The organism is Thiohalophilus thiocyanatoxydans (assembly GCF_004366735.1).
In the GTDB taxonomy this organism is placed as follows: Bacteria; Pseudomonadota; Gammaproteobacteria; order UBA6429; family Thiohalophilaceae; genus Thiohalophilus; species Thiohalophilus thiocyanatoxydans.
Map to the genome: position 1 here is coordinate 615,068 of NZ_SOQX01000001.1, position 20,727 is coordinate 635,794.

At 56.5% G+C, this 20,727-nt stretch carries 18 protein-coding genes; 7 read left to right on the forward strand and 11 right to left on the reverse strand.

The annotated features are described in order from the left end of the window. Nucleotides 1–59 precede the first annotated feature (59 nt). The 11 genes from EDC23_RS02900 to EDC23_RS02950 form a co-directional block, all read right to left on the reverse strand. A complete protein-coding gene (locus EDC23_RS02900; RefSeq protein WP_134080940.1) occupies nt 60–458 on the reverse strand; it encodes a hypothetical protein in 399 nt (132 codons plus the stop codon). 54 nt (nt 459–512) lie between these two features. Continuing rightward, nucleotides 513–839 (reverse strand): hypothetical protein, encoded by a 327-nt coding sequence (locus EDC23_RS02905; RefSeq protein WP_134080942.1) that lies wholly within the window; start codon nt 837–839, stop codon nt 513–515. A 128-nt stretch (nt 840–967) separates the two neighbouring features. Continuing rightward, entirely contained in the window at nt 968–2,113 is a 1,146-nt protein-coding gene (locus EDC23_RS02910; protein ID WP_134081294.1) for a 5-(carboxyamino)imidazole ribonucleotide synthase, read from the reverse strand. A gap of 2 nt (nt 2,114–2,115) precedes the next feature. Beyond that, entirely contained in the window at nt 2,116–2,607 is a 492-nt protein-coding gene (purE, locus tag EDC23_RS02915; protein WP_134080944.1) for a 5-(carboxyamino)imidazole ribonucleotide mutase, read from the reverse strand. Nucleotides 2,608–2,795: 188 nt separating this feature from the next. After that, a complete protein-coding gene (locus tag EDC23_RS02920) occupies nt 2,796–3,299 on the reverse strand; it encodes an REP-associated tyrosine transposase (protein WP_134080946.1) in 504 nt (167 codons plus the stop codon). Nucleotides 3,300–3,697: 398 nt separating this feature from the next. Continuing rightward, a complete protein-coding gene (locus EDC23_RS02925; protein WP_134080948.1) occupies nt 3,698–6,025 on the reverse strand; it encodes a nitric oxide reductase activation protein NorD in 2,328 nt (775 codons plus the stop codon). 5 nt (nt 6,026–6,030) lie between these two features. Further along, nucleotides 6,031–7,815 (reverse strand): SulP family inorganic anion transporter, encoded by a 1,785-nt coding sequence (locus EDC23_RS02930; protein WP_134080950.1) that lies wholly within the window; start codon nt 7,813–7,815, stop codon nt 6,031–6,033. A gap of 7 nt (nt 7,816–7,822) precedes the next feature. Continuing rightward, on the reverse strand, nt 7,823–8,404 hold the full coding sequence (locus tag EDC23_RS02935) for a class I SAM-dependent methyltransferase (protein WP_134080952.1): 582 nt from the start codon (nt 8,402–8,404) through the stop codon (nt 7,823–7,825). Nucleotides 8,405–8,592: 188 nt separating this feature from the next. Then, entirely contained in the window at nt 8,593–9,405 is an 813-nt protein-coding gene (locus tag EDC23_RS02940) for a CbbQ/NirQ/NorQ/GpvN family protein (protein ID WP_134080954.1), read from the reverse strand. 358 nt (nt 9,406–9,763) lie between these two features. Next, nucleotides 9,764–10,123, reverse strand: coding sequence for a ribulose bisphosphate carboxylase small subunit (locus EDC23_RS02945; protein WP_134080956.1), 360 nt, complete (start codon nt 10,121–10,123; stop codon nt 9,764–9,766). Nucleotides 10,124–10,256: 133 nt separating this feature from the next. Next, nucleotides 10,257–11,675 carry a form I ribulose bisphosphate carboxylase large subunit gene (locus EDC23_RS02950; protein WP_134080958.1) on the reverse strand — a complete coding sequence of 473 codons (1,419 nt, stop codon included), beginning with the start codon at nt 11,673–11,675 and terminating at the stop codon, nt 10,257–10,259. A 370-nt stretch (nt 11,676–12,045) separates the two neighbouring features. Here EDC23_RS02950 and EDC23_RS02955 point away from each other — a divergent pair, with 370 nt between their 5' ends. The 7 genes from EDC23_RS02955 to EDC23_RS02985 all read left to right on the forward strand — a co-directional run bounded on the left by EDC23_RS02955 (nt 12,046) and on the right by EDC23_RS02985 (nt 20,727). Next, complete coding sequence (locus tag EDC23_RS02955) at nt 12,046–12,966, forward strand: LysR family transcriptional regulator (RefSeq protein ID WP_134080960.1); 921 nt, start codon at nt 12,046–12,048, stop codon at nt 12,964–12,966. Between the two features lie 141 nt (nt 12,967–13,107). Beyond that, on the forward strand, nt 13,108–13,668 hold the full coding sequence (locus tag EDC23_RS02960; RefSeq protein ID WP_134080962.1) for a Tll0287-like domain-containing protein: 561 nt from the start codon (nt 13,108–13,110) through the stop codon (nt 13,666–13,668). A 136-nt stretch (nt 13,669–13,804) separates the two neighbouring features. Further along, nucleotides 13,805–14,161: a hypothetical protein gene (locus tag EDC23_RS02965; protein ID WP_134080964.1), complete on the forward strand. Its 357-nt coding sequence runs from the start codon at nt 13,805–13,807 to the stop codon at nt 14,159–14,161. A gap of 83 nt (nt 14,162–14,244) precedes the next feature. After that, the gene (locus EDC23_RS02970) at nt 14,245–15,489 is read left to right on the forward strand and encodes a TolC family protein (RefSeq protein WP_134080967.1); all 1,245 of its coding nucleotides are present in this window, start codon (nt 14,245–14,247) and stop codon (nt 15,487–15,489) included. Continuing rightward, complete coding sequence (locus tag EDC23_RS02975; protein ID WP_134080969.1) at nt 15,486–17,093, forward strand: efflux RND transporter periplasmic adaptor subunit; 1,608 nt, start codon at nt 15,486–15,488, stop codon at nt 17,091–17,093. The genes EDC23_RS02970 and EDC23_RS02975 overlap by 4 nt, the downstream gene beginning before the upstream one ends. 36 nt (nt 17,094–17,129) lie before the next feature. Further along, the gene (locus tag EDC23_RS02980; RefSeq protein WP_134080971.1) at nt 17,130–17,531 is read left to right on the forward strand and encodes a GxxExxY protein; all 402 of its coding nucleotides are present in this window, start codon (nt 17,130–17,132) and stop codon (nt 17,529–17,531) included. A gap of 46 nt (nt 17,532–17,577) precedes the next feature. Then, nucleotides 17,578–20,727 carry an efflux RND transporter permease subunit gene (locus EDC23_RS02985; RefSeq protein WP_134080973.1) on the forward strand — a complete coding sequence of 1,050 codons (3,150 nt, stop codon included), beginning with the start codon at nt 17,578–17,580 and terminating at the stop codon, nt 20,725–20,727.

Here is a 20,727-nt window from a genome sequence, read left to right on the forward strand (position 1 = left end):
ACCTTTAGAATTAAAGGTTATAAAGGGCAGAAGGTTGGCAGGTGATTGATCTGGATCAATTATTTCTTGATTGGCGCGATACTGGCCTCTTCCGAGGGGACGTGATTGGCCAGCATCTCACCCAGAATCAGCTCCATCGCCTCCAGGGTGCGGCTCATGATCAGCGGCCCGTGCATATGATAGAGGCGAACCTGGCAGGGAATCGGTTCGTGCAGGCTGTTGCGGTGAGCGGCCTGGAAATCGGTCCAGGCGACCACCGGCACATCGTTCAGGACCCGGTCGACGATGATCCAGGCGTCTTTTTGCAGGATCAGATCCAGGTGCTTGAGGCGGGGAATGGCAAAGCGCAGATCTTCGCCCAGGCGTTTGAGGGCGACCTGCACATCGTTGTAGTAATGGGCGGGTAGTTCACCGTCGCGGTATTCAAAAACCGGTACATCATCCAGTCGGCGATACATGGTGCCTCCTGTACTGGCCCCCTGTACTGTCAGGTGTACGCCCGGACCCGCAACTCAGTGTTCGTCTTCCAGATCCCTGTGCGGATCCCAGCCTGCCTCACGGGCGCGCTGAAAGGCTTCGTCCTGAATACGCATAAACTTTTCCCGTAACTCATCCGGCAGGTTGGAGACCTGAAAACCGTATTTTTCCCACTCACTGTTCACCTTGCCCCACAGATCATCAATGCCCTGGGGCAGCCAGCCTTCGCAGGTTTCTGTCTCGGGGATCAGATCAAAGACCCAGGCATCACGAATGATCTTGCCGGTATCGGTCATGCCGCCATTCATATCGTTATAAATGCCGACGTATTTTTTGGGTTGTGCTGAATTGCGTTGACTCATCAGGGGTTCATTCCACAAGGGTTGCAGGGATTTCAATGGCGTTACTGTCAGTATAGAGCAAGGCCGGGGACAGGGCGATCATCTTGTCGGTTCAAAAGACGTACACGCAGAGCGTTGTTTGTCCCGGGCTACGCCTCGTGCGTTCCTGTATCGGCAAGTTGTTGCTGGATTGCCCGGGCGGTATGCAGTGCTTCATCCAGGGTCGGCGCCAGGACATTGTAATGGCCCATCTTGCGCCCGGCACGTGCTTCACGCTTGCCGTACAGATGCAGCTTGGCGTTGGGCCGGGCCAACAGCGTGCCCCAGTCGGGCGGGGTCTGGCCCCGCCACAGATCGCCGAGCAGGTTGATCATCACCACCGGGGAGAGCAGGCGGGGATCGCCCAGCGGCAGACCGCAGACCGCGCGCACCTGCTGTTCGAACTGGGAGGTCAGTGTCGCATCCAGGGTATAGTGGCCGCTGTTGTGCGGACGCGGGGCAATCTCATTGACCAGCAGTTTGCCCCCGGAGACGAAGAACTCCACGGCCAGCACGCCAACATAATCCAGGGCCCCGGCGATGGCGGTAGCCGACTCGAGTACCTGTTGTTCCAGATCCGCGTCGATACGTGCCGGTACCAGGCTGACATCCAGAATACCGTGGCGGTGCACGTTCTCGGCCACCGGATAGCATCGGCTCTCGCCATCGGTCCCGCGCGCCACGACCACCGAGATTTCCAGATCGAGATCGACCCGCTGTTCCAGCACGCAGGGGTTGTGGCCCAGTTCCTGCCAGGCGCCGGCCAGCTCCTCGCCGGAGGCGAGCGGATACTGCCCCTTGCCGTCGTAGCCGAAGCGGGCGATTTTCAGGATCGCCGGGCTGGGGACCGTCCTGGCCGCCGCGTCGAGATCGGCGGGCTCGCGGATCACCGCAAATGGCGCGGTGGCAAAGCCGTTGTCGTGCAAGAAGGTTTTTTCGCTGATCCGATCCTGGGTCAGGGTCACGGCCCGGGCGCCGGGGCGCACATCGCAATGGCGGGCCAGGTATTCCAGGCTTTCGGCGGGGACGTTTTCGAATTCGGTGGTGATCGCGTCACAGGTCTTGCTCAGATACTGCAGGGCGGTCGTGTCGAGATAATCGGCGCAGACATGATCACTGGCCAGCATGCCGGCCGGGCTGTCGGGATCGGGGTCCAGCACAACCACCTCATAGCCCATGTTGCGCGCGGCGATGGTGAACATGCGGCCCAGCTGGCCACCGCCGAGCATTCCCAGAGTGGCGCCGGGTAACAGCATCATCAGACCTTCGGCAGTTTCATGGCGCGCACCTTGGTGCGCTGCTTCTTGCGGAAGGTCTCCAGTTTGCGGGCGTATTTCTCCTCCTGGCGGGCCAGCATGGAGACCGCGAACAGCCCGGCGTTGGCCGCCCCCGCCTCGCCGATGGCGAAGGTGGCCACCGGAATCCCTTTGGGCATCTGCACGATGGAGAGCAGCGAGTCGAGCCCCTTCAGGGCCCGCGAGGTGACCGGCACGCCCAGTACCGGCACGATGGTCTTGGCCGCCAGCATGCCGGGCAGGTGGGCGGCCCCGCCGGCACCGGCGATGATGCACTGCAGCCCCCGTTCGGCAGCCTGTTCGGCATACTCATATAACAGGTCCGGCGTGCGGTGCGCCGAGACCACTTTGGCCTCGTACGGGATGCCGAACTCCTTGAGGACCTCCACGGCCTGGCTCATGACCTTCCAGTCACTGTTGCTGCCCATCACGACGCCGACGACAGGTTTTTTCATGCTGGTTACCCGTTATTCAAAATTGCGTTGCGTATTGTAACCCGAGATTGGCCTGAATTACCCGGTTTGCCCGACGATCGGAGCGCCGTGCAAAATGTCGAGTAGCGCTCCCGCGCAACCTGACCTACCAGTAGATAGTCGAGCCGGTGGTAATTTCCGTAGGTCACGCTGGCCGGTGGCCTGCGTGACTATTCTGGCACCAGACCGCCCAGCCCCTCAGGTTCTCTGTGTATCCCCCAGTCAGGCGAGTAGTATCCTCGCCGTAAATACTCACCGTACGATGACCAGTTATATTCCATCGGTGAGGCGCTGTAACCGTGTTTGACCGGGTTGAAATGAATATAATCCAGATGTTGGTGCAGATCGGCTTCGTCGCGAATCAGGTGATCCCAGAAACGACGTTGCCATATCCGGTGATCGTTTTGCTGGGCTCTCCGTGTAAAGCGAAGTTTTACCGACTGCATAATTCGCGAAAAATCGTTTGAACCTTCCGGCTTTATGATCCAGTGAAAATGGTTATCAAGAATGACATAACCCAGCATTCGATAGTCCATTTCAACTTTAACTTCCCGCATCACTGACAATATCAATTGTTTATTCGTTTCAGGTTTGAGATACGGGTAGCGGTTATGACATACCGCGGTGATGAACACCGGTATGTCGGCAACATGATAACGACGTATCTGACCCATAAGCCCTCCTGGCTGTAAATCCCTTGTCTTCCATTTTTCAAATTACGTCAGGTAGTACTCCCGCGCAACCTGACCTACGAGTAGATTGCCGAGCCTGTAGTGATTCCCGTAGGTCACGCTGGCCTGTGGCCTGCGTGACGAATCTCGCACCACCTTTCTCGGCATGCTTCCCTCTGACCGGTTTTCTCGTATCGGGGTGTCAGGTAGCGCTCCCGCGCAACCTGACCTACCAGTAGATAGTCGAGCCGGTGGTAATTTCCGTAGGTCACGCTGGCCGGTGGCCTGCGTGACGAATCTCGCACCACCTTTCTCGGCATGCTTCCCTCTGACCGGTTTTCTCGTATCGGGGTGTCAGGTAGCGATCTCGCGCAAACTGACCTACATGATATCTGTTGTTGCTACTTGGTCAGGCTGGCGAACAGCATCGGCAATTTCTCCGGCAGGCGGTCCACGTGATCGACGATGGTGTAGTTGTTGGAGCCGAAAATCCGCTTCACATAGTTGTCGGCGTTGGGATCCAGCGTCAGGCAGTAGCTCATGACACCTTTGCTATACAGCTCCTCGACCGCTTTTTTGGTGTCGTGGCGCAGGTGCTGCGGATCGCGTTCGTCGATATCCGCCGGCTCGCCGTCGGTCACCAGTAACAGCAGCTTCTTGCGCTGTTGCTGGCGCAACAGGTGCTGGCCGGCGTGGCGCATGGCCGCGCCCATGCGGGTCGAGAGCCCGCCCTGCATGCCGGCCAGGCGCGATTTGACCTCATCATTGAAATGCTGGTTGAAGTCCTTGAAGCGCATGTATTGCACGTCATGGCGACCGTCGGAGGCGAAACCGTGAATGGCGAAGGGATCGCCGATGCCGTTGATGGCGGTGGCGACCAGCGCACAGGCCTCCCTGGTCAGCTGCAGGACGGTCTTGTCCGAACCTTCCATGGTTTCGTTGGTGGACTCGGAGAGATCCAGCAGCACCACGACCGCCAGGTCGCGGGTCTGGATGACGTTACGCATGGTGATGCGCGGATTGGGCTGCTCGCCCATGCGAATGGCAATCATGGCGTCGATCGCGGCATTGATGTCGATCTCGTCACCGTCTTCCATGTTGCGAATGCGTTGTACGCCCTCGGGCTGCAACATATCGATGATCTGCTTGATCCGAAAGGCGATGGGTTTGTATTCGAGCAGAATATTCTCGATCTCTTCGGGATCGCCTTTTTTGGGGCGATGTTCGTAGAGCGTGACCCAGTCGGGACGGTTGAGCTGTACCTGGTAATCCCATTCCTGATAGTGGAACGGATCGGAGATCGGCTCCTTGCCTTCCAGCTCGTTGATGGTACAGCCTTCCTGATCCAGCCAGAAGGGCGTTTCCAGCCGCCAGATCTCCTGGGCATCGTCCCCGGCCAGCTCGCAATCCAGTTCGTTGACCATGTCCATGACACTGACGGTCTTCCTCACCTGGCGCTGGCTGGCCGGAATGTATTCGACGCCTTCTTCCCAGTTCAGCTCCTCGAATTCCCAGACGAAACGGTTGTCGTCGCGATAAGGGATGCGGATCTGTTCCAGAATACGCAGGCTGGGAACGTCCTTGCGTTCAGCGAAGAGATTGAACAGCTCGAGACCGATATGCCAGGAGAAGCTGTTGTTGTCCTTGTTCTCTTCGATATTGGTATGGAATTTCTCCGCCAGGGCGTTGAGCGCTTCGTCGTCGGATTTGACGGCGGGGTCCAGCAACATATGGGCAAAATGTTCCAGCACCGGCACGGTCGGATGTTCGGCCCGGCCGTCGTATTCGATCGACATCAGCGCCTTCCACAAATTGCGCAGGCCGGGGAAGGCCTGGATAGCGTGATATTCAACCCGCGCATCCTCGACCAGGCCGATGAAGAACATTTGTGCCGGGCTCAGTCCTTCGGCGGAAATGCGCGAAGTGGTGTAGCAGACATGCGCCGCCAGGTGCGCGGCAATGGCGCGATACAGTTCCAGACCGCTGATCTCGCCGATGGGGTCGACCGCGTCGGGCAGGTGCAGTACGTGGTGTTCGATATAGGGTTTAAAGCCTTCATGATCGGCCGCCGCCGGGCGCACGAAGAAGTCCCGGCCCCACAGCGCGCGCAGATAGAAGTTCAGCTTGCGCTGGGTATCGACAAACAGGGTGCCGCGGCGCTCCTTCTGCAGCATGGCCAGACTGTCCTGGGTATCCAGGTTGAAGTAGTTGACCAGGTTGTTAAGATCCTTGCGATAGGCCTCGGCGCCATACAGGGCCCAGCGCTTGAGACCGGAGAGGGTCAGTTTGCTCAGCAGCTCATCGATATGTTGCAGCATCGGACGCAGGCCGCGTGAAGCCTTGGCGGACAACTGATGCAGCAGGCCCAGATAGCCGCGCAGCAGCTCCGGATCGCCCAGGCGCCGCGCCGCGGTAGGGAGGCTGGCGAACATCAGTGAGATCACCTCGCCCGAGGTCATCGAGGAGAGCTTCATGGCGGCGGCGACGATCTCCTGAATCACATCCTCGCCGCACTCCTTGACCACCATGGGCATCTCTTCCAGATAGGAGATGACCACATCCTTGCCCCGGCCCAGGTTGCACAGCCCCTTGGCACCTTCCAGGTAATCACGCAGGCCGGCCGGCGACATGACACGGGACGCTTCGTGAAACGTGCTTTCGAAGGTGTCCCGCACTTCCGGCGCGGCTTCCTGGAGATATTCTTTGTATTCATCAAGATTAATAGACATCGTGCTCACCCCTCTTTCGGTTCAGGATGAAGGGAGGAAACCGGTTCTTCTTGCGGGACGGTTTCACACTCTTTGAAAATACGTTTGTCGCAACGTGCGCAGATTTTGTGGTTCAGCTTGCCGAATATATGGCTGATGGCTTCCTGCTTGGTGGCGAAAAAGTGATCCTCGCCGATCTCCTGCAGGAAGTGTCCCTTGCGCAGGAACTGACAGACCCGGCTCTTGTTGTCGGTAAAGTAGAGACCACCACCACGCTGCATGAGACGCTGGTTTTCCTGCACCAGCATCTCGGCGCCGGCCAGGTCGATGAAATTGATTCCGCTGGAAACGATGAGTATATGATTGATCCCTTCCTCATCCGATATCCGGTTCAGCAGGCGCTGGATGTTGGTCAACGAGCCGAAGTAGATCGACATATCGATACGGATGATCTTCAGTTGCGGACACTGGGCCAGCGGTTTTTTCTCGACATTGATTAAACTGTGCTTGGGCATGGTGGGATCCGGTGCCAGGGTGATGACTTCCGGCGTGGAGGTGCGGCTGAGGAAAATCACCAGCGACAGCAGTACACCCAGATAGATGGCAAACTCCAGATGCAGGAACAGCGTGGCGAAGAAGGTCACCAGCAGGATCGCTGTCTCCGAACGGCTGATTTGCAGGATTTTTTTGATGTGTTGAAAATCGATCAGGTTATAGGCGACCAGCAAAATGATCCCGCCCATGGCGGCGATCGGCAGGTAGGCCATCAACGGCGCAATCAGCAATACGATGATCATCAGGCTGATGGCGGCGAAGATCGCCGACAGGGGTGTTTTCGCCCCGGCCGCATAGTTGATCCCGGAGCGGGTAAAGGACCCCGAACCGGCATAACTGGAGAAGAAACTGCCGACCATGTTGGACAGGCCCTGGCCGATGAACTCCTGGTTGCCGTCGATCTGCTGATGGGATTTGGCGGCAATGGCCCGGGAGATGGAAACCGCCTCGATCAGGCCGAGCAGGGCGACCGCAAACGCCTGCGGGGCCAGTTCGCGGATCGCCGTCAATGAAAAGTCCGGCGAAGAGAGCGGCGGCAAATGGCCGGGGATCTCGCCGATCATGGCCAGCCCGGCCGCTTCGCCGCCGAGGCCGAGCGCGAGCAGACTGCCGGCGATCATGCCCAGCAGCAGATTGGGCCAGGCCGGTAAAAAGCGCTTGAACAATACCGCGACGATCAGGGTGAACATCGCCACGCCAAAGACGCGCGGATCCAGCTGTTCCAGGTGGGTGAACAGATCCATCCAGACATGGGCAAAGGATTCGCCACTGGGGACATGAATGCCCAGCACATGTTGCATCTGGCTGGTGGCGATCAAAATGGCGGCGCCGGCAGTGAAGCCGATGACCACCGTATGTGAGACAAAATTGACCAGCGTGCCGAGCCGGGCGACGCCAAAGGCAAACTGATAGACCCCGGCCAAAAAAGTCAGGGTCAGGGCCAGCTGGACGAATTCGGCGCTGCCCGGTTCGGCATGACCGCTGAGGCTGCTGAAAACCACAATGGAGATGGCCGTGGTGGGGCCCGAAACCAGATGCCGGGAAGAACCGAACAGGGCGGCGATGATCGGCGTGACCATGGCCGTATACAGACCGTACTGCGGCGGCAGGCCGGCGATGGTGGCAAAGGCGACGCCCTGTGGCAAGACGATGACCGCCCCGGTCAGGCCGGCCAGCAGATCGGCCTTGAGGGTATGCCGACCCACCATGGGCCACCAGAGCAGAAACGGGAAAAATTTGTCGATCAGTTTGCTCATAGAGTCCTTACTTCGTCGCCATCGCGACAGTATAGTGCTTGCCCTGTTTCAGTTTCTTGTAGTTACCGAATATCTCCTTGAAGTTGCGCTCGATATATTTGCGCAGACCGGTGATGGTCACGACATAAAAACGGCCGCCGGGATTCAGCTGTTCTCGCGCATCATGCATGAACAGGGTCAGCATTTCGTTGCCCACCTTGGCCGGCAGATTGGAGGCGATTACATCAAAGCGACGATCGCGGATCCGATCGAAACCGTTACTCAATAGCGCCTCGGCATTGGTAATCTGGTTAAGCGCAATATTTTTCTGCGCGTAGTCGATTGCCACGTAATCCCGATCGACCAGGGTCGTATTACCTTGCGGTGCCAGCCTGGCCAGCGTCAGGCCGATGGGTCCGTAACCGCAACCCAGATCCAGGCAGTCATCCTCCGGATTGATCTTGACGTAATCCAGCATCAACAGCGAGCCTTCGTCCACCTCGCGGGGCGAGAAAGTGCCCCAGGTGGCGTGGAAGGTCAGTGGCTGTCCGCGCAGGGTAGCATTGAAAACAATGTCCTCGCGCAGTTTGTCGATCGGATCCTTGCTCATGATATCTCGATTAACGCAGAGGTCGCGGAGGCGTTTATGCCCGTTGTTTGGGTGCAGAGACGTTTATGCCCGTTTTTTGGGTGCGGAGAAAAAATAAATAATCTCTTCTCGCGCTTCACGTTCTCGCCACGGGTAAAAATTGCATTGTATCTCAACAACCGGCACCCATGCCGGGCGTCAATGCCACCTTATTTGACAAAGAAGGTGTTGACTGCCGCTTCCAGGGTCTCACGCATGTCCGGATCGTCGGTCAGCGGGGTAACCAGCGTCATGATACAGGCTGAAACCGGTTCCACGCCCTTGTTGATCAACTGGCCTGCATAAACCAGCAGACGGGTGGAGATACCTTCGTCGAGGCCGTGCCCCTTGAGGTTACGGGCGCGATGCGCGATCTGCACCAGCTTGCCGGCGGTCTCAACATCAATGCCGGTCTCCTGCGCGACGATATCGGTTTCGTCCTTTTCCAGCGGATAGTCAAAGTCCAGCGCACCGAAACGCTGCTTGGTGGACTGTTTCAGATCCTTCATCAGGCTCTGGTAGCCGGGGTTGTAGGAGATCACCAGCTGGAAGTCTTCGTGCGCCTCGATCAGCTCGCCTTTTTTCTCCAGCGGCAGGGTGCGACGATGGTCGGTCAACGGATGGATAATGACAGTCGTGTCCTGACGGGCTTCGACGATTTCATCCAGGTAGCAGATGGCGCCGATACGGGCGGCCGTGGTCAGGGGGCCGTCCTGCCACCTGGTGCCGTCCTTGTCGAGCAGGAAACGGCCAACCAGATCCGAAGCGGTCATATCTTCATTACAGGCGACGGTGATAAGCGGTCTTTGCAGTTTCCAGGCCATGTATTCGACAAAACGGGATTTACCACAACCTGTCGGGCCCTTGAGCATCATCGGCATGCGGGCTTTGTAAGCCGCTTCATAGAGTTCGACTTCGTCTTCTACGGACTTGTAGAACGGTTCACTGGTGACTTTGTATTGTTCGACATTGTTTTTACTCATGGCATAACTCCCGAGTTGCGTGTCTTGAAATAGTATTAACGCGGCATTGCAGGAGCGGGTTGGCCGCGATCATGCTTATCGCGCCACAGATAGTCCTGCCGACTGATTGCCGGGGTAATAATACTTCAGGTCGTAAAATAAAAAGCCCCTGTCCGCACAAGTCGGGCAGGGGCTTTATTCAGGGAGACACTACCTGTTGCCAGCGATAGTGGTTGCGGGCGAATCGTGCCTCCTGTCATACGCCACTTCAGGCCGTCCACGACCAACATGGCGTACCGTACATCCTGTACAGCGCGGCCTCCCGTGCGTCCATGCACCCGCCGCATACCGTACATCCTGTACATAACCCTGCCTGTTTTTAGCTCTTGATCTCGCCGCGGTAGATAACCATTGACGCACCCTGTGACTGGGCATAGTTGTCATAACCGATCAGACGCACGTGATTTTTCGGGTGCGCCTTGTGGCAGGCGTCTGCTTCAGCCAGGATCTTGTCCACATCGGTTTCACCGAACATGGGCAGTTTCCACATGTACCAGTAATGGTCAAAGGCATTTTCCGGCTCGGTATGTTCAATAGCCGGGTTCCAGCCCTGGTCGACGATGTACTGAACCTGTTTACGGATCTGATCCTTGGACAGCTCCGGCAGGTAAGAGAAAGTTTCAAACTTCCGGCTTGAGAAATCACTCAAGCTTGATTTGTAGTCTTGCATTTCGCTCATGTCTTTATCTCCAAATTCAGTTTCAAATTCTTAACCGTTCTTTAATGAACGCTCTGGAATTCAGTGACGAGTGCCGAGTTACGAGTAACGAGGGGGGATGTCCTCGTCACTCGTCCCTCGTGACTCGGCCCTGTTATTTGTGGGAAACATCCAGCTTGTCGACGGTGTCGAATTCGAACTTGATTTCCTTCCAGGTTTCCATCGCCATCTTGAGTTCCGGGCTGTGCTTGGCGGCTTCGGTAAGAATTTCCTTGCCTTCTTTCTCGATTTCGCGGCCCTGGTTACGGGCTTCAACACAGGCTTCAACGGCAACACGGTTGGCTGCGGCGCCGGCTGCGTTACCCCAGGGATGACCCAGCGTACCGCCACCGAACTGCAGGACAGAGTCATCGCCGAAGATGGAAACCAGTGCCGGCATGTGCCAGACGTGGATGCCACCGGAGGCAACAGCCAGTGCACCTGGCATGGAACCCCAGTCCTGGTCGAAGAAGATACCGCGTGAACGGTCTTCCTTGACGTAGCTTTCGCGCAGCATATCGATCCAGCCGAGGGTGGAGGCGCGGTCGCCTTCCAGCTTGCCGACAACGGTACCGGTGTGCAGGTGGTCACCGCCGGACAGGCGCAGGATCTTGGTCAGTACGCGGAAGTGGATACCGTGGTGGGGGTTACGGTCGAGTACCGCATGCATGGCACGATGGATGTGCAGCAGCAGGCCGTTGTCACGACACCACTGTGCCAGACCGGTGTTGGCGCAGAAACCGCCGGTGATGTAGTCGTGCATGATGATCGGCGCGCCCAGTTCCTTGGCATACTCGGCACGTTTGAACATTTCGTCCGGGGTCGGCGCGGTAACGTTCAGATAGTGCCCCTTGCGTTCGCCGGTTTCGGCTTCGGCTTTATGGATCGCTTCCATAACGAAGTCGAAACGCTGACGCCAGCGCATGAACGGCTGGGAGTTGACGTTTTCATCGTCCTTGGTGAAGTCCAGACCACCGCGCAGACCTTCGTAGCAGGCGCGGCCGTAGTTCTTGGCAGACAGACCCAGCTTCGGCTTGATGGTGCAGCCCAGCAGCGGACGGCCGTATTTGTTCATGATGTCACGTTCAACCTGGATACCATGCGGCGGACCGTTACAGGTCATCACGTAGGCAATCGGGAAGCGAACGTCTTCCAGACGCAGGGCGCGCACGGCCTTGAAGCCGAATACGTTACCCACCAGCGAGGTGAATACGTTAACCACGGAACCTTCTTCGAACAGATCGATCGGATAGGCGATGAAGGCATAGAAACAGGTGTCGTCACCCGGTACGTCTTCGATGGCGTAGGCGCGACCTTTATAATGGTCCAGATCGGTCAGCAGGTCGGTCCAGACGGTGGTCCAGGTACCGGTGGAAGATTCGGCAGCAACAGCGGCGGCAGCTTCTTCGCGCGGAACCCCTTCCTGCGGGGTGATTTTGAATACAGCCAGCAGATCGGTCTCTTTGATCGTGTAGTCCGGCTCCCAATAGGTTTCGCGGTAGTCTTTTACGCCCGCGCTATAGGTCTTACCCATGAGCAGATCCTCCTAAGTCATTACAAATAATCATTTACGTATGCCGTCATTCGCGACCGACCATGGTCAAAAAAGCGGACGACAGCGGGTACCATTTGGTCGGGCAAGTATAGACAGCCAAAGTATAAAGTAAACTAAATAATAATGATTAAAAGCATAAGGTAAAGCTTATCCATAAAGGGATCCTCGTAACCCGCTCAACCCGGAGGGCTGTCTGAATCTGAATCGTCTGCGAGAGCAAGAGTGACGGCGACCCTGACGAGAGCGAATCGAATAGTGTCACTGGGCGGGAATAATGCTTTATTAATCACGCATTTACTATAATATAAGTATTATAGTCATAAGACAGAGCAGCCCACGGATCCCCGCTATGCACATCACTTTGCGCCAGTTGAAGGTTTTCGAGGCCGTTGCCCGGCACCTGAATTATACCCAGGCGGCCCAGGAGCTGCATTTGACCCAGCCGGCTGTGTCCATGCAAATCAAGCAGTTGGAAGAGTCGGTGGGGCTGCCGTTGTTCGAGCAGATGGGCAAGCAGACCTATCTGACCGAGGCGGGGCGGGAGATGCACCACTACTGCCGGGCGATCTCCCGCCAGCTGAGCGAGGCCGAGGAGGTGATCGAGCAGCTCAAAGGGGTGCGGCGCGGGCATCTGGATATCTCGGTCGCCAGTACCGCCAACTATTTTGCCACCCGCCTGCTGGCCAGCTTTATCAGCCACTATCCCGAAGTCAGCTTCAGCCTGGATGTGACCAACCGTGCCACCCTGTTGCGGCAGCTGGAACAGAACGACAAGGATATGGTGATCATGGGCAAGCCGCCCGACGATCAGGGACTGGAGACCGAGGCCTTCATGGAGAATCCGCTGGTGGTGATCGCGCCGCCGGATCACCCCCTGGCCGGCGAAGCCGGGATTTCCCTCAAGCGTCTTGAGGAAGAGCCCTTCGTGGTGCGCGAACCAGGTTCGGGCACCTTCATTGCCATGGAACGTTTTTTTGCCGAACATGGCGTCAACCTCAAAACCGGCATGCAAATGACCAGTAACGAGGCCATTAAGCAGGCGGTGGAGGCGGGGCTCGGGCTGGGGATCGTCTCCATTCACACCCTCGAACTGGAGCTGGAAACCGGCCGGCTGGTGGTGCTGGATATGGCCGATTTTCCGATCCTGCGCCACTGGTATGTGGTGCATCGCCAGGGCAAACGCCTCTCGCCGGTAGCCCAGACCTTCAAGGAGTTTGTCCTGAGCCGGGCCAGCAAAATGGTCACCCGGTCGCATCTGGAGTCGGCTTGAGTCCCACCTGCAGCGCGTTCATAATCGACTCACTTGCCAATATCTAATAATTATTCAGCCCGTTGGGTTTATCAGCTGTGTCAGACACCGAAAGCTTCAGGTTTTATATTTAATGTGTTGTAAACATGGGAGAACAGGACAATGAAGCAGTTTATTTCTATCGTGCTGATGGCGATGTTGGCCGGTACAGCGTCAGCCGAACCGAAGTCAGACGACGTCAAGCAGAGCCGTCAGGCGGTCAAGCAGTTTTTCGGGCAACTGAAGGGCGAGCTGCAAGCGGCGATGAAAGCGGGCGGGCCGGTCAACGCCATCGAGGTGTGCAGTGAAAAGGCGCCGGCGATTGCCCGGGATGTCTCAAAGGAGAAGGGGCTGCAGATCGGTCGCACCAGTTTGAAACCCCGCAACCCCAACAACACCCCGGATCAATGGGAAGAGGTGGTACTCAGGGAGTTTGAGCAACGCAAAGCGAACGGTGAGAACCCGAAGAAAATGGAAAAACATGAGATCGTCGAGCAAAACGGCCAGCAACAATTCCGTTATATGAAAGCGATTCCCACCGGCAAGCTCTGTCTCAAATGCCACGGCAGTGAACTGGACCCGGCGGTCTCCGCCAAGCTGGAAAAACTCTATCCCGAGGACCGTGCGACCGGTTACAGCAAGGGGGATTTGCGCGGCGCTTTTACGATTATCAAGGATCTTTAAACTGACAGGCGAAAATGCCCTGATTTCTGGGGTTATTTTCCACAACAGTTTTGTTAGTATGGAACGACCCCGGGGAACCTGTCGGGTTTGCCGGGGTCAATTAGTGTGTTGAACTGACGTTCAGGCCGATTTGCGCATGACACGAACACGACACGGGCTCGTCCACCTGCTGACCCTGGCAATGTTGCTATTGCCGGTACAGGCCCTGTATGCGCAAACCGAGATGCAGGCGCCGTCGCCGAATCATACATGTGAGCACATGCAGATGGAGCAGGCGGATTCCTCGCAGGCCGGAACCTGTTGCGAGCAGGATACCGACCGCTGCAACCAGAACTGCCGCGACTGTTTTCAGTGCCAGAGTATCAACGCGATTGCCTCCGTGCTGAACACCGAAATCAATAATCCGGAATCGGACTATTCGCTTCCCCTGTACGGGACCCCTGACGGATTACCCCCGACCGGTCAATTTCGACCTCCTCGAAACCTCATCTGACGTTGACACCCGTCCCGGGTGTACTTTGCTGTAGTAATGCCGATGCGTGGCGTCGGTACGGAATCAGATGATGAGGTATATACATGTTACGCCTATCTATGTTGTGCGGTGTCGTATTGGCGACACTGACAGCCCAACCGCTATTGGCGGCCTCGACCCTGACACTCGAGGAGTCGATCCGCCTGGCGCTGGACAATGATCCCGGCTTTCGGATCACCGAGGCCAGAAGCGCGGCTCTGAAGGAACAGGCGGTCGCTGATAAGGCCCTGCCCGATCCCAAGCTGAAGCTGGGACTGATGAATTTTCCCACCGACACCTTCGAACGGGATCAGGAGGCGATGACCCAGGTACAGGTGGGGATCCAGCAGATGTTTCCGGCGGGGGATTCGCTCAAATACAAATCAGAACGTTCCCTTTCCCGTTCCCGGGCACAGGATCATCAATCAAAAAATCAACGTCGGAAGCTGGTGCGCGATGTACGTCAGGCCTGGCTGGAGTGGTATTACTGGCATCGGGCGCAAAAAGTGGTGGAAGAGAATCGGGATCTGTACCGCAACCTGGTGCGGGTAACCGAATCCCAGTATGCCGCCGGGCGCCAACAGCAGCAGGATGTGATCCGGGCCGAGCTTGAACTGGGCCTGCTGGATGATCGTCTGGAGGACATACGCAACAAGATGGAGGAGGCCTGGGCGAAACTGGCGCGTTATCTGGGGGACACACCTGACGCCATGATCCCGCCGGAACAGTTCCCGAAACTGCCCCGCCCGCAGCCGCTTCAACTGGACGATCATCCCATGATTCAGGCCGCCCGCTCCGAGGTGGAGGCCGAGCAAAACAGTGTCTCTCTGGCCCGCCAGTCGTACAAGCCGTCCTGGATGCTGGATGTGACCTATGGTGGACGCGAAGGAGTGAATCTTGATGGCAGCCAGCGCAGTGACTTTCTCTCCGCCATGGTGCTGATGGATATCCCCCTGTTTACCGGTAATTATCAGGACCGCAAGGTCGCTGCCGGTAAACAAAAGTTACAAAGTGCGCTTTACAGTCTCAAGGATCGCAAACGGGGATTGAACCGCCAGTGGGAGGAGAGCCACTCCCGCTGGAACAGTCTGGCCGATCGCCTGGACCGTTATCAGGAACGATTATTACCTATGGCGCGGGAAAACGCCAAAAGCGCCTTGCAAGGTTATCAAAGTCGTGACGCGGAATTCAGTGCCCTGATGCGAGCCCGCATCATGCAGCTGGATACCGAACTCAAGGCACTACGTCTGCGTACCGACCGTGCCAGGGTACAGGCGCAGTTACTCTATATTGCAGGAGTTGCACAATGAAATTGACAAAAGGGTTAATCATTCTTTGCCTGGGGCTGCTGCTGGCCGCCTGCAGCGAGGATCAGAGCGCGGCGGACAGCGGTGCTGACAACAGCGGACAACAGGAGACCGCGCTGGAGCATGCCGAGAAGCACACCGATCCGAACTATGTCTGCCCAATGCATCCCCAGATCGTTCGCGATGAGCCGGGCACTTGTCCGATCTGTGGCATGGATCTGGTCGAAAAAGAGCAGGAGAGCGATGATCAACAGCAGGGTGAGAAAGAGATTCTCTACTATCAACATCCGCACGATCCCTCGATTACCTCAAAAGAGCCCAAGAAGGATGAGATGGGTATGGACTTTGTGCCGGTGTACGACGATGGCGGCGGCAGTTCGGTGAAAGTCTCGCCGGCAGTAGTTAACAATATGGGCGTACGTACCGCCAAGGCCGAGCGTGACACCCTGTGGCGCAAGATCGATACAGTCGGGTATGTCGCGTACGACGAAAGCCAGATTTCGCATATTCATCTGCGCACCGAGGGCTGGATAGAGAAACTCTATGTCGAAGCCGAGGGCGAGCGGGTCGAGAAAGGTGAACTGCTCTACGAAGTTTACGCGCCGGAGTTGGTGAATGCGCAGGAAGAGTATGTTCAGGCTCTGGAGAGCGGACGTAAATCACTGATTCGGGCCTCCCGGGAGCGCCTTCTGGCACTGGACATTGGTGCCGAACAGATCGACGAGCTGCGCAAAACCCGCCAGGTCAGTCAGTATGTCAAAGCTTATGCCTCGCAGGACGGCATTGTCGCCAATCTCGGCGTGCGTGAAGGGATGTATGTTATGCCCAAAGCCGAGGTGATGGCGCTGGCGGATCTCTCTTCTGTCTGGATTCAGGCGGAGGTTTTTGAAAGTCAGGTGGACTGGGTCGAGGCGGGCCAGCCGGCTGACGTCACTCTCTCCTATTTTCCCGGTCGAACCTGGGAAGGGGAGGTGGAATACGTTTATCCCAACCTTAACCCCAGAACCCGCACTTTGCAGGTTCGTCTGCGCTTTGATAACCCCGATCAAACCCTCAAGCCCAACATGTTTGCCGATGTCAGCATCTATGGTGGAGCCCGGCGGGATATTGTGATTATTCCGCAAGAGGCGTTGATCCGCGGTGGGGAAGAAGATCGGGTGATTCTGTCGCTGGAGGAGGGACGGTTCAAACCCCGGACCGTGGTCGCCGGCATGGCGTCGGGTGACTGGGTCGAGATCAAAAACGGACTGGAAGCCGGCGATCGGGTCGTGACCTCGGGACAGTTTTTGATCGACTCGGAGGCCAGTCTCAAGGCCAGTATGCAACGGATGACATCGCCGGAAGACGAGACCACCGCAGAAAATGAAGAGTCCACATCGGCTATCACCGGCACCGGTGTGTTACATGAACTGGATCCGGAAGCAAACAGCGTCAACATGAGCCACGACCCAATCCCGGAAATAGACTGGCCGGAAATGACCATGGACTTCAAGGTCAAACCCGACGTCGATCTCGAGGCGTTCAGTCCCGATGATAAAGTCGAATTCGACCTTGAAAAAGGCGACGACGGCTATGTCATCAAGGCCATGCGAAAACGCAAAGAATAGATTTAACCACGAAGTCACGAAGACGCGAAGGAGAGCATGATGCTTCGAAAGGAATCATCGTTTGGTAATGAAATTGAAGAAATGGCAGAACATGTCGTTGATTCGGTTTACAAGATACACAGGTCTTTAGGACCCGGCTTGCTCGAGTCAGCTTATGAGGCATGTTTGAAACATGAGTTAATTAAGCGGGGAATTGACGTGTCATGCCAAATTGAAATGCCAATCATTTATGAGGGCAAGAAAATCATGCCGGGATTCAGGATGGATATGCTTGTTGGACAGTCGATAATTGTTGAATTGAAATCTGTCGAGCAATTGCTGCCTGTCCATAAGGCTCAGTTAATGACGTATATGAAGCTCAGCAAGAAAAATCTTGGGTTTTTACTGAACTTTAATGTGCCAGTCATGAAGCAAGGTATTTCCAGAGTTGTTATATAAACTTCGCGCCTTCGAGTCTTCGTGGTGAATTTTTTGGAGATAGAACATGATTGAACGAATTATCGACTGGTCGCTGCACAACCGTTTTCTGGTGTTGTTGCTGACGGTGGTGCTATGCGGCTGGGGCTGGTATGCGGTGAAGAACACGCCGCTGGATGCGATCCCTGATCTGTCAGATGTGCAGGTGATTATCAAGACCACCTATCCGGGGCAGGCGCCGCGGGTGGTGGAGGATCAGGTGACCTATCCGTTGACCACGGCGATGCTCTCCGTGCCGGGGGCGAAGACGGTGCGCGGTTACTCCATGTTCGGGGATTCGTTTGTGTATATCCTTTTTGAGGACGGCACCGATCCCTACTGGGCCCGATCACGGGTGCTGGAGTACCTGAGTCAGGTCGAATCGCGGCTGCCGGAGCAGGCCCGTCCGGCGCTGGGACCCGACGCCACCGGTGTGGGCTGGATCTATGAATATGCCCTGGTGGATCGCACCGGCGAGCATGATCTGTCCCAACTACGTTCGCTGCAGGACTGGTTTTTGAAATATGAGCTGCAGACGGTTTCCGGCGTATCGGAAGTGGCGACCGTCGGCGGTATGGTCAAGCAGTACCAGGTCGTTCTGGATCCGGACAAGTTGCGCGCCTATGACCTGCCGCTGGAAAAGGTGCGCAAGGCAATTCGGGAAGGTAATCAGGAGGCTGGCGGCTCGGTGATCGAGATGGCCGAAGCTGAATATATGGTGCGGGCAACCGGCTACATCCAGAGCAAGGAGGATCTTGAAAATATTCCGCTGGGCGTCAGTGATCAGGGTACACCGTTGTTGCTGGGCGATATAGCCGAGATCCGGCTGGGGCCGCAAATGCGCCGCGGCATCGCGGAGCTGAACGGCGAGGGTGAGGTCGCCGGCGGTATTGTGGTGATGCGTTACGGGGAAAATGCCCTCAAAACCATCGAGGGCGTCAAGCGCAAACTGGAACAGCTGCAAAACGGCCTGCCAGACGGCGTGGAGATCGTCGAAACCTATGATCGTTCCAGTCTGATTAATCGGGCTGTCGATAACCTGACCGGCAAACTGCTGGAAGAGTTTCTAATTGTCGCGCTGGTCTGTCTGGTGTTTCTGTTTCATCTGCGTTCGGCACTGGTCGCGATTATCAGTTTGCCGATCGGGATTCTGGGTGCGTTTGTGGTCATGTATCACCAGGGTATTAATGCCAACATCATGTCCCTGGGCGGGATTGCCATTGCCATCGGTGCCATGGTCGATGCGGCGATCGTAATGATCGAAAACGTGCATAAACACATCGAGCGCGAGCCGCTGAACGATGAAAACCGCTGGCGGATTATCAGTGAAGCGACCCGTGAAGTGGGACCGGCCCTGTTCTTCTCATTGTTGATTATTACCCTCAGCTTCCTGCCCGTTTTCACCCTGGAGGCTCAGGAAGGGCGGATGTTCGCACCGCTGGCCTTTACCAAGACCTATGCCATGGCCGCGGCGGCCGGGTTGTCGATCACCCTGGTGCCGGTATTGATGGGTTATTTCATCCGCGGTCGTATCCGATCGGAAGAGAGAAATCCTGTCAATCGGGTTTTGATAAAAGCTTACAAACCTTTCATCAATACAGTGCTGAACAAACCCAAAAGCGTGCTTGGTATTGCATTGCTGGTGATACTGATGACGATCTGGCCGGTAATGAACATCGGTTCGGAATTCATGCCGGATCTGGACGAAGGGGATCTGATGTACATGCCGACAACGTTCCCCGGGCTTTCCATCGGCAAGGCGCAGGAGCTGTTACAACAGACTGACAAACTGATCATGAGCGTGCCGGAGGTCAAGCGGGTCTTCGGCAAGATCGGACGGGCCGAAACCGCCACCGATCCGGCGCCATTGACCATGATCGAAACCACCATCCAGCTCAAGCCCCGCAGTGAGTGGCGCGAAGGCATGACCACTGAAAAACTCAAGCAGGAGTTAAACGACCGGGTACAATTCCCCGGGTTGACCAACTCCTGGGTAATGCCGATCAAAACCCGGATCGACATGCTGGCGACCGGGATCAAGACGCCGGTAGGTGTCAAGGTCTCGGGTCCCGATCTGAATGTGATCCAGGATCTTGGCCAGCAGGTCGAGGAGGCAGTCATGAAGGTGCCGGGGACGGTCTCGGCCTATTCGGAACGCACGGTCGGCGGACGCTATATCACGGTGGATATCGACCGCAAGGCGGCTTCTCGGGTTGGTCTGAATATCGTCGATGTACAAAACGTGGTGAGCACGGCGATTGGTGGAATGCAGATCGACCAGACAGTGGAAGGACTGGAACGGTACCCCATCAATTTGCGCTATCCGCAGGAGGTTCGCGAGTCGGTCGACAAGCTGCGCGATCTGCCCTTGATTACCAAACAGGGTGCAAGGATCCCACTGTCTGAAGTTTCGGATATCAGGGTTGAAAAGGGTCCGGCTATGATAAAAAGTGAAAACGCACGACCCAATGGCTGGACCTTTGTTGATATCAAAGATCGGGACCTGGGCTCCTATGTTGAAGAGGCCCGGCGCGTTGTTAATCAGGAGATCGACCTGCCGTCCGGATACTCCCTTGATTGGTCAGGTCAGTATGAGTATATGGTTCGGGCCAAGGAGCGTCTGAAGGTCGTAGTACCGCTGACACTGGTGATTATCGTGCTCCTGTTATATCTCAACTTCCGAAATATTGTCGAAGTGATGATTATCATGGGGACCCTGCCGATGGCACTGGTGGGCGGTTACTGGCTACTTTACGTTCTTGGCTACAATATGTCGGTGGCTGTCGGTGTCGGCTTTATTGCCCTGGCCGGGGTGGCCGTGGAGATTGGTGTGGTAATGCTGGTCTACCTTAATCAGGCTTATCGCAGTCATATTTCGTACAAAGAACGCGTGCATGTACCGACTATGGAAGAACTCAAGCAGGCCGTGACCGATGGCGCCCTGTTACGAGTCCGACCTATCATTATGACTGTTGCGGCAATCACCGGCGGTCTGCTCCCGATCATGCTGGGTGGCGGCACCGGCTCGGAGGTGATGCGCCGCATTGCCGCGCCGATGGTCGGCGGTATGATCAGCGCTACCATTTTGACATTGGTCGTGATTCCGGCTGTTTATTTTCTGTGGAAGCAATATGAAGTCAAGCGTTGTATTGAACAAGGTAAAATACCGGGGGATTAA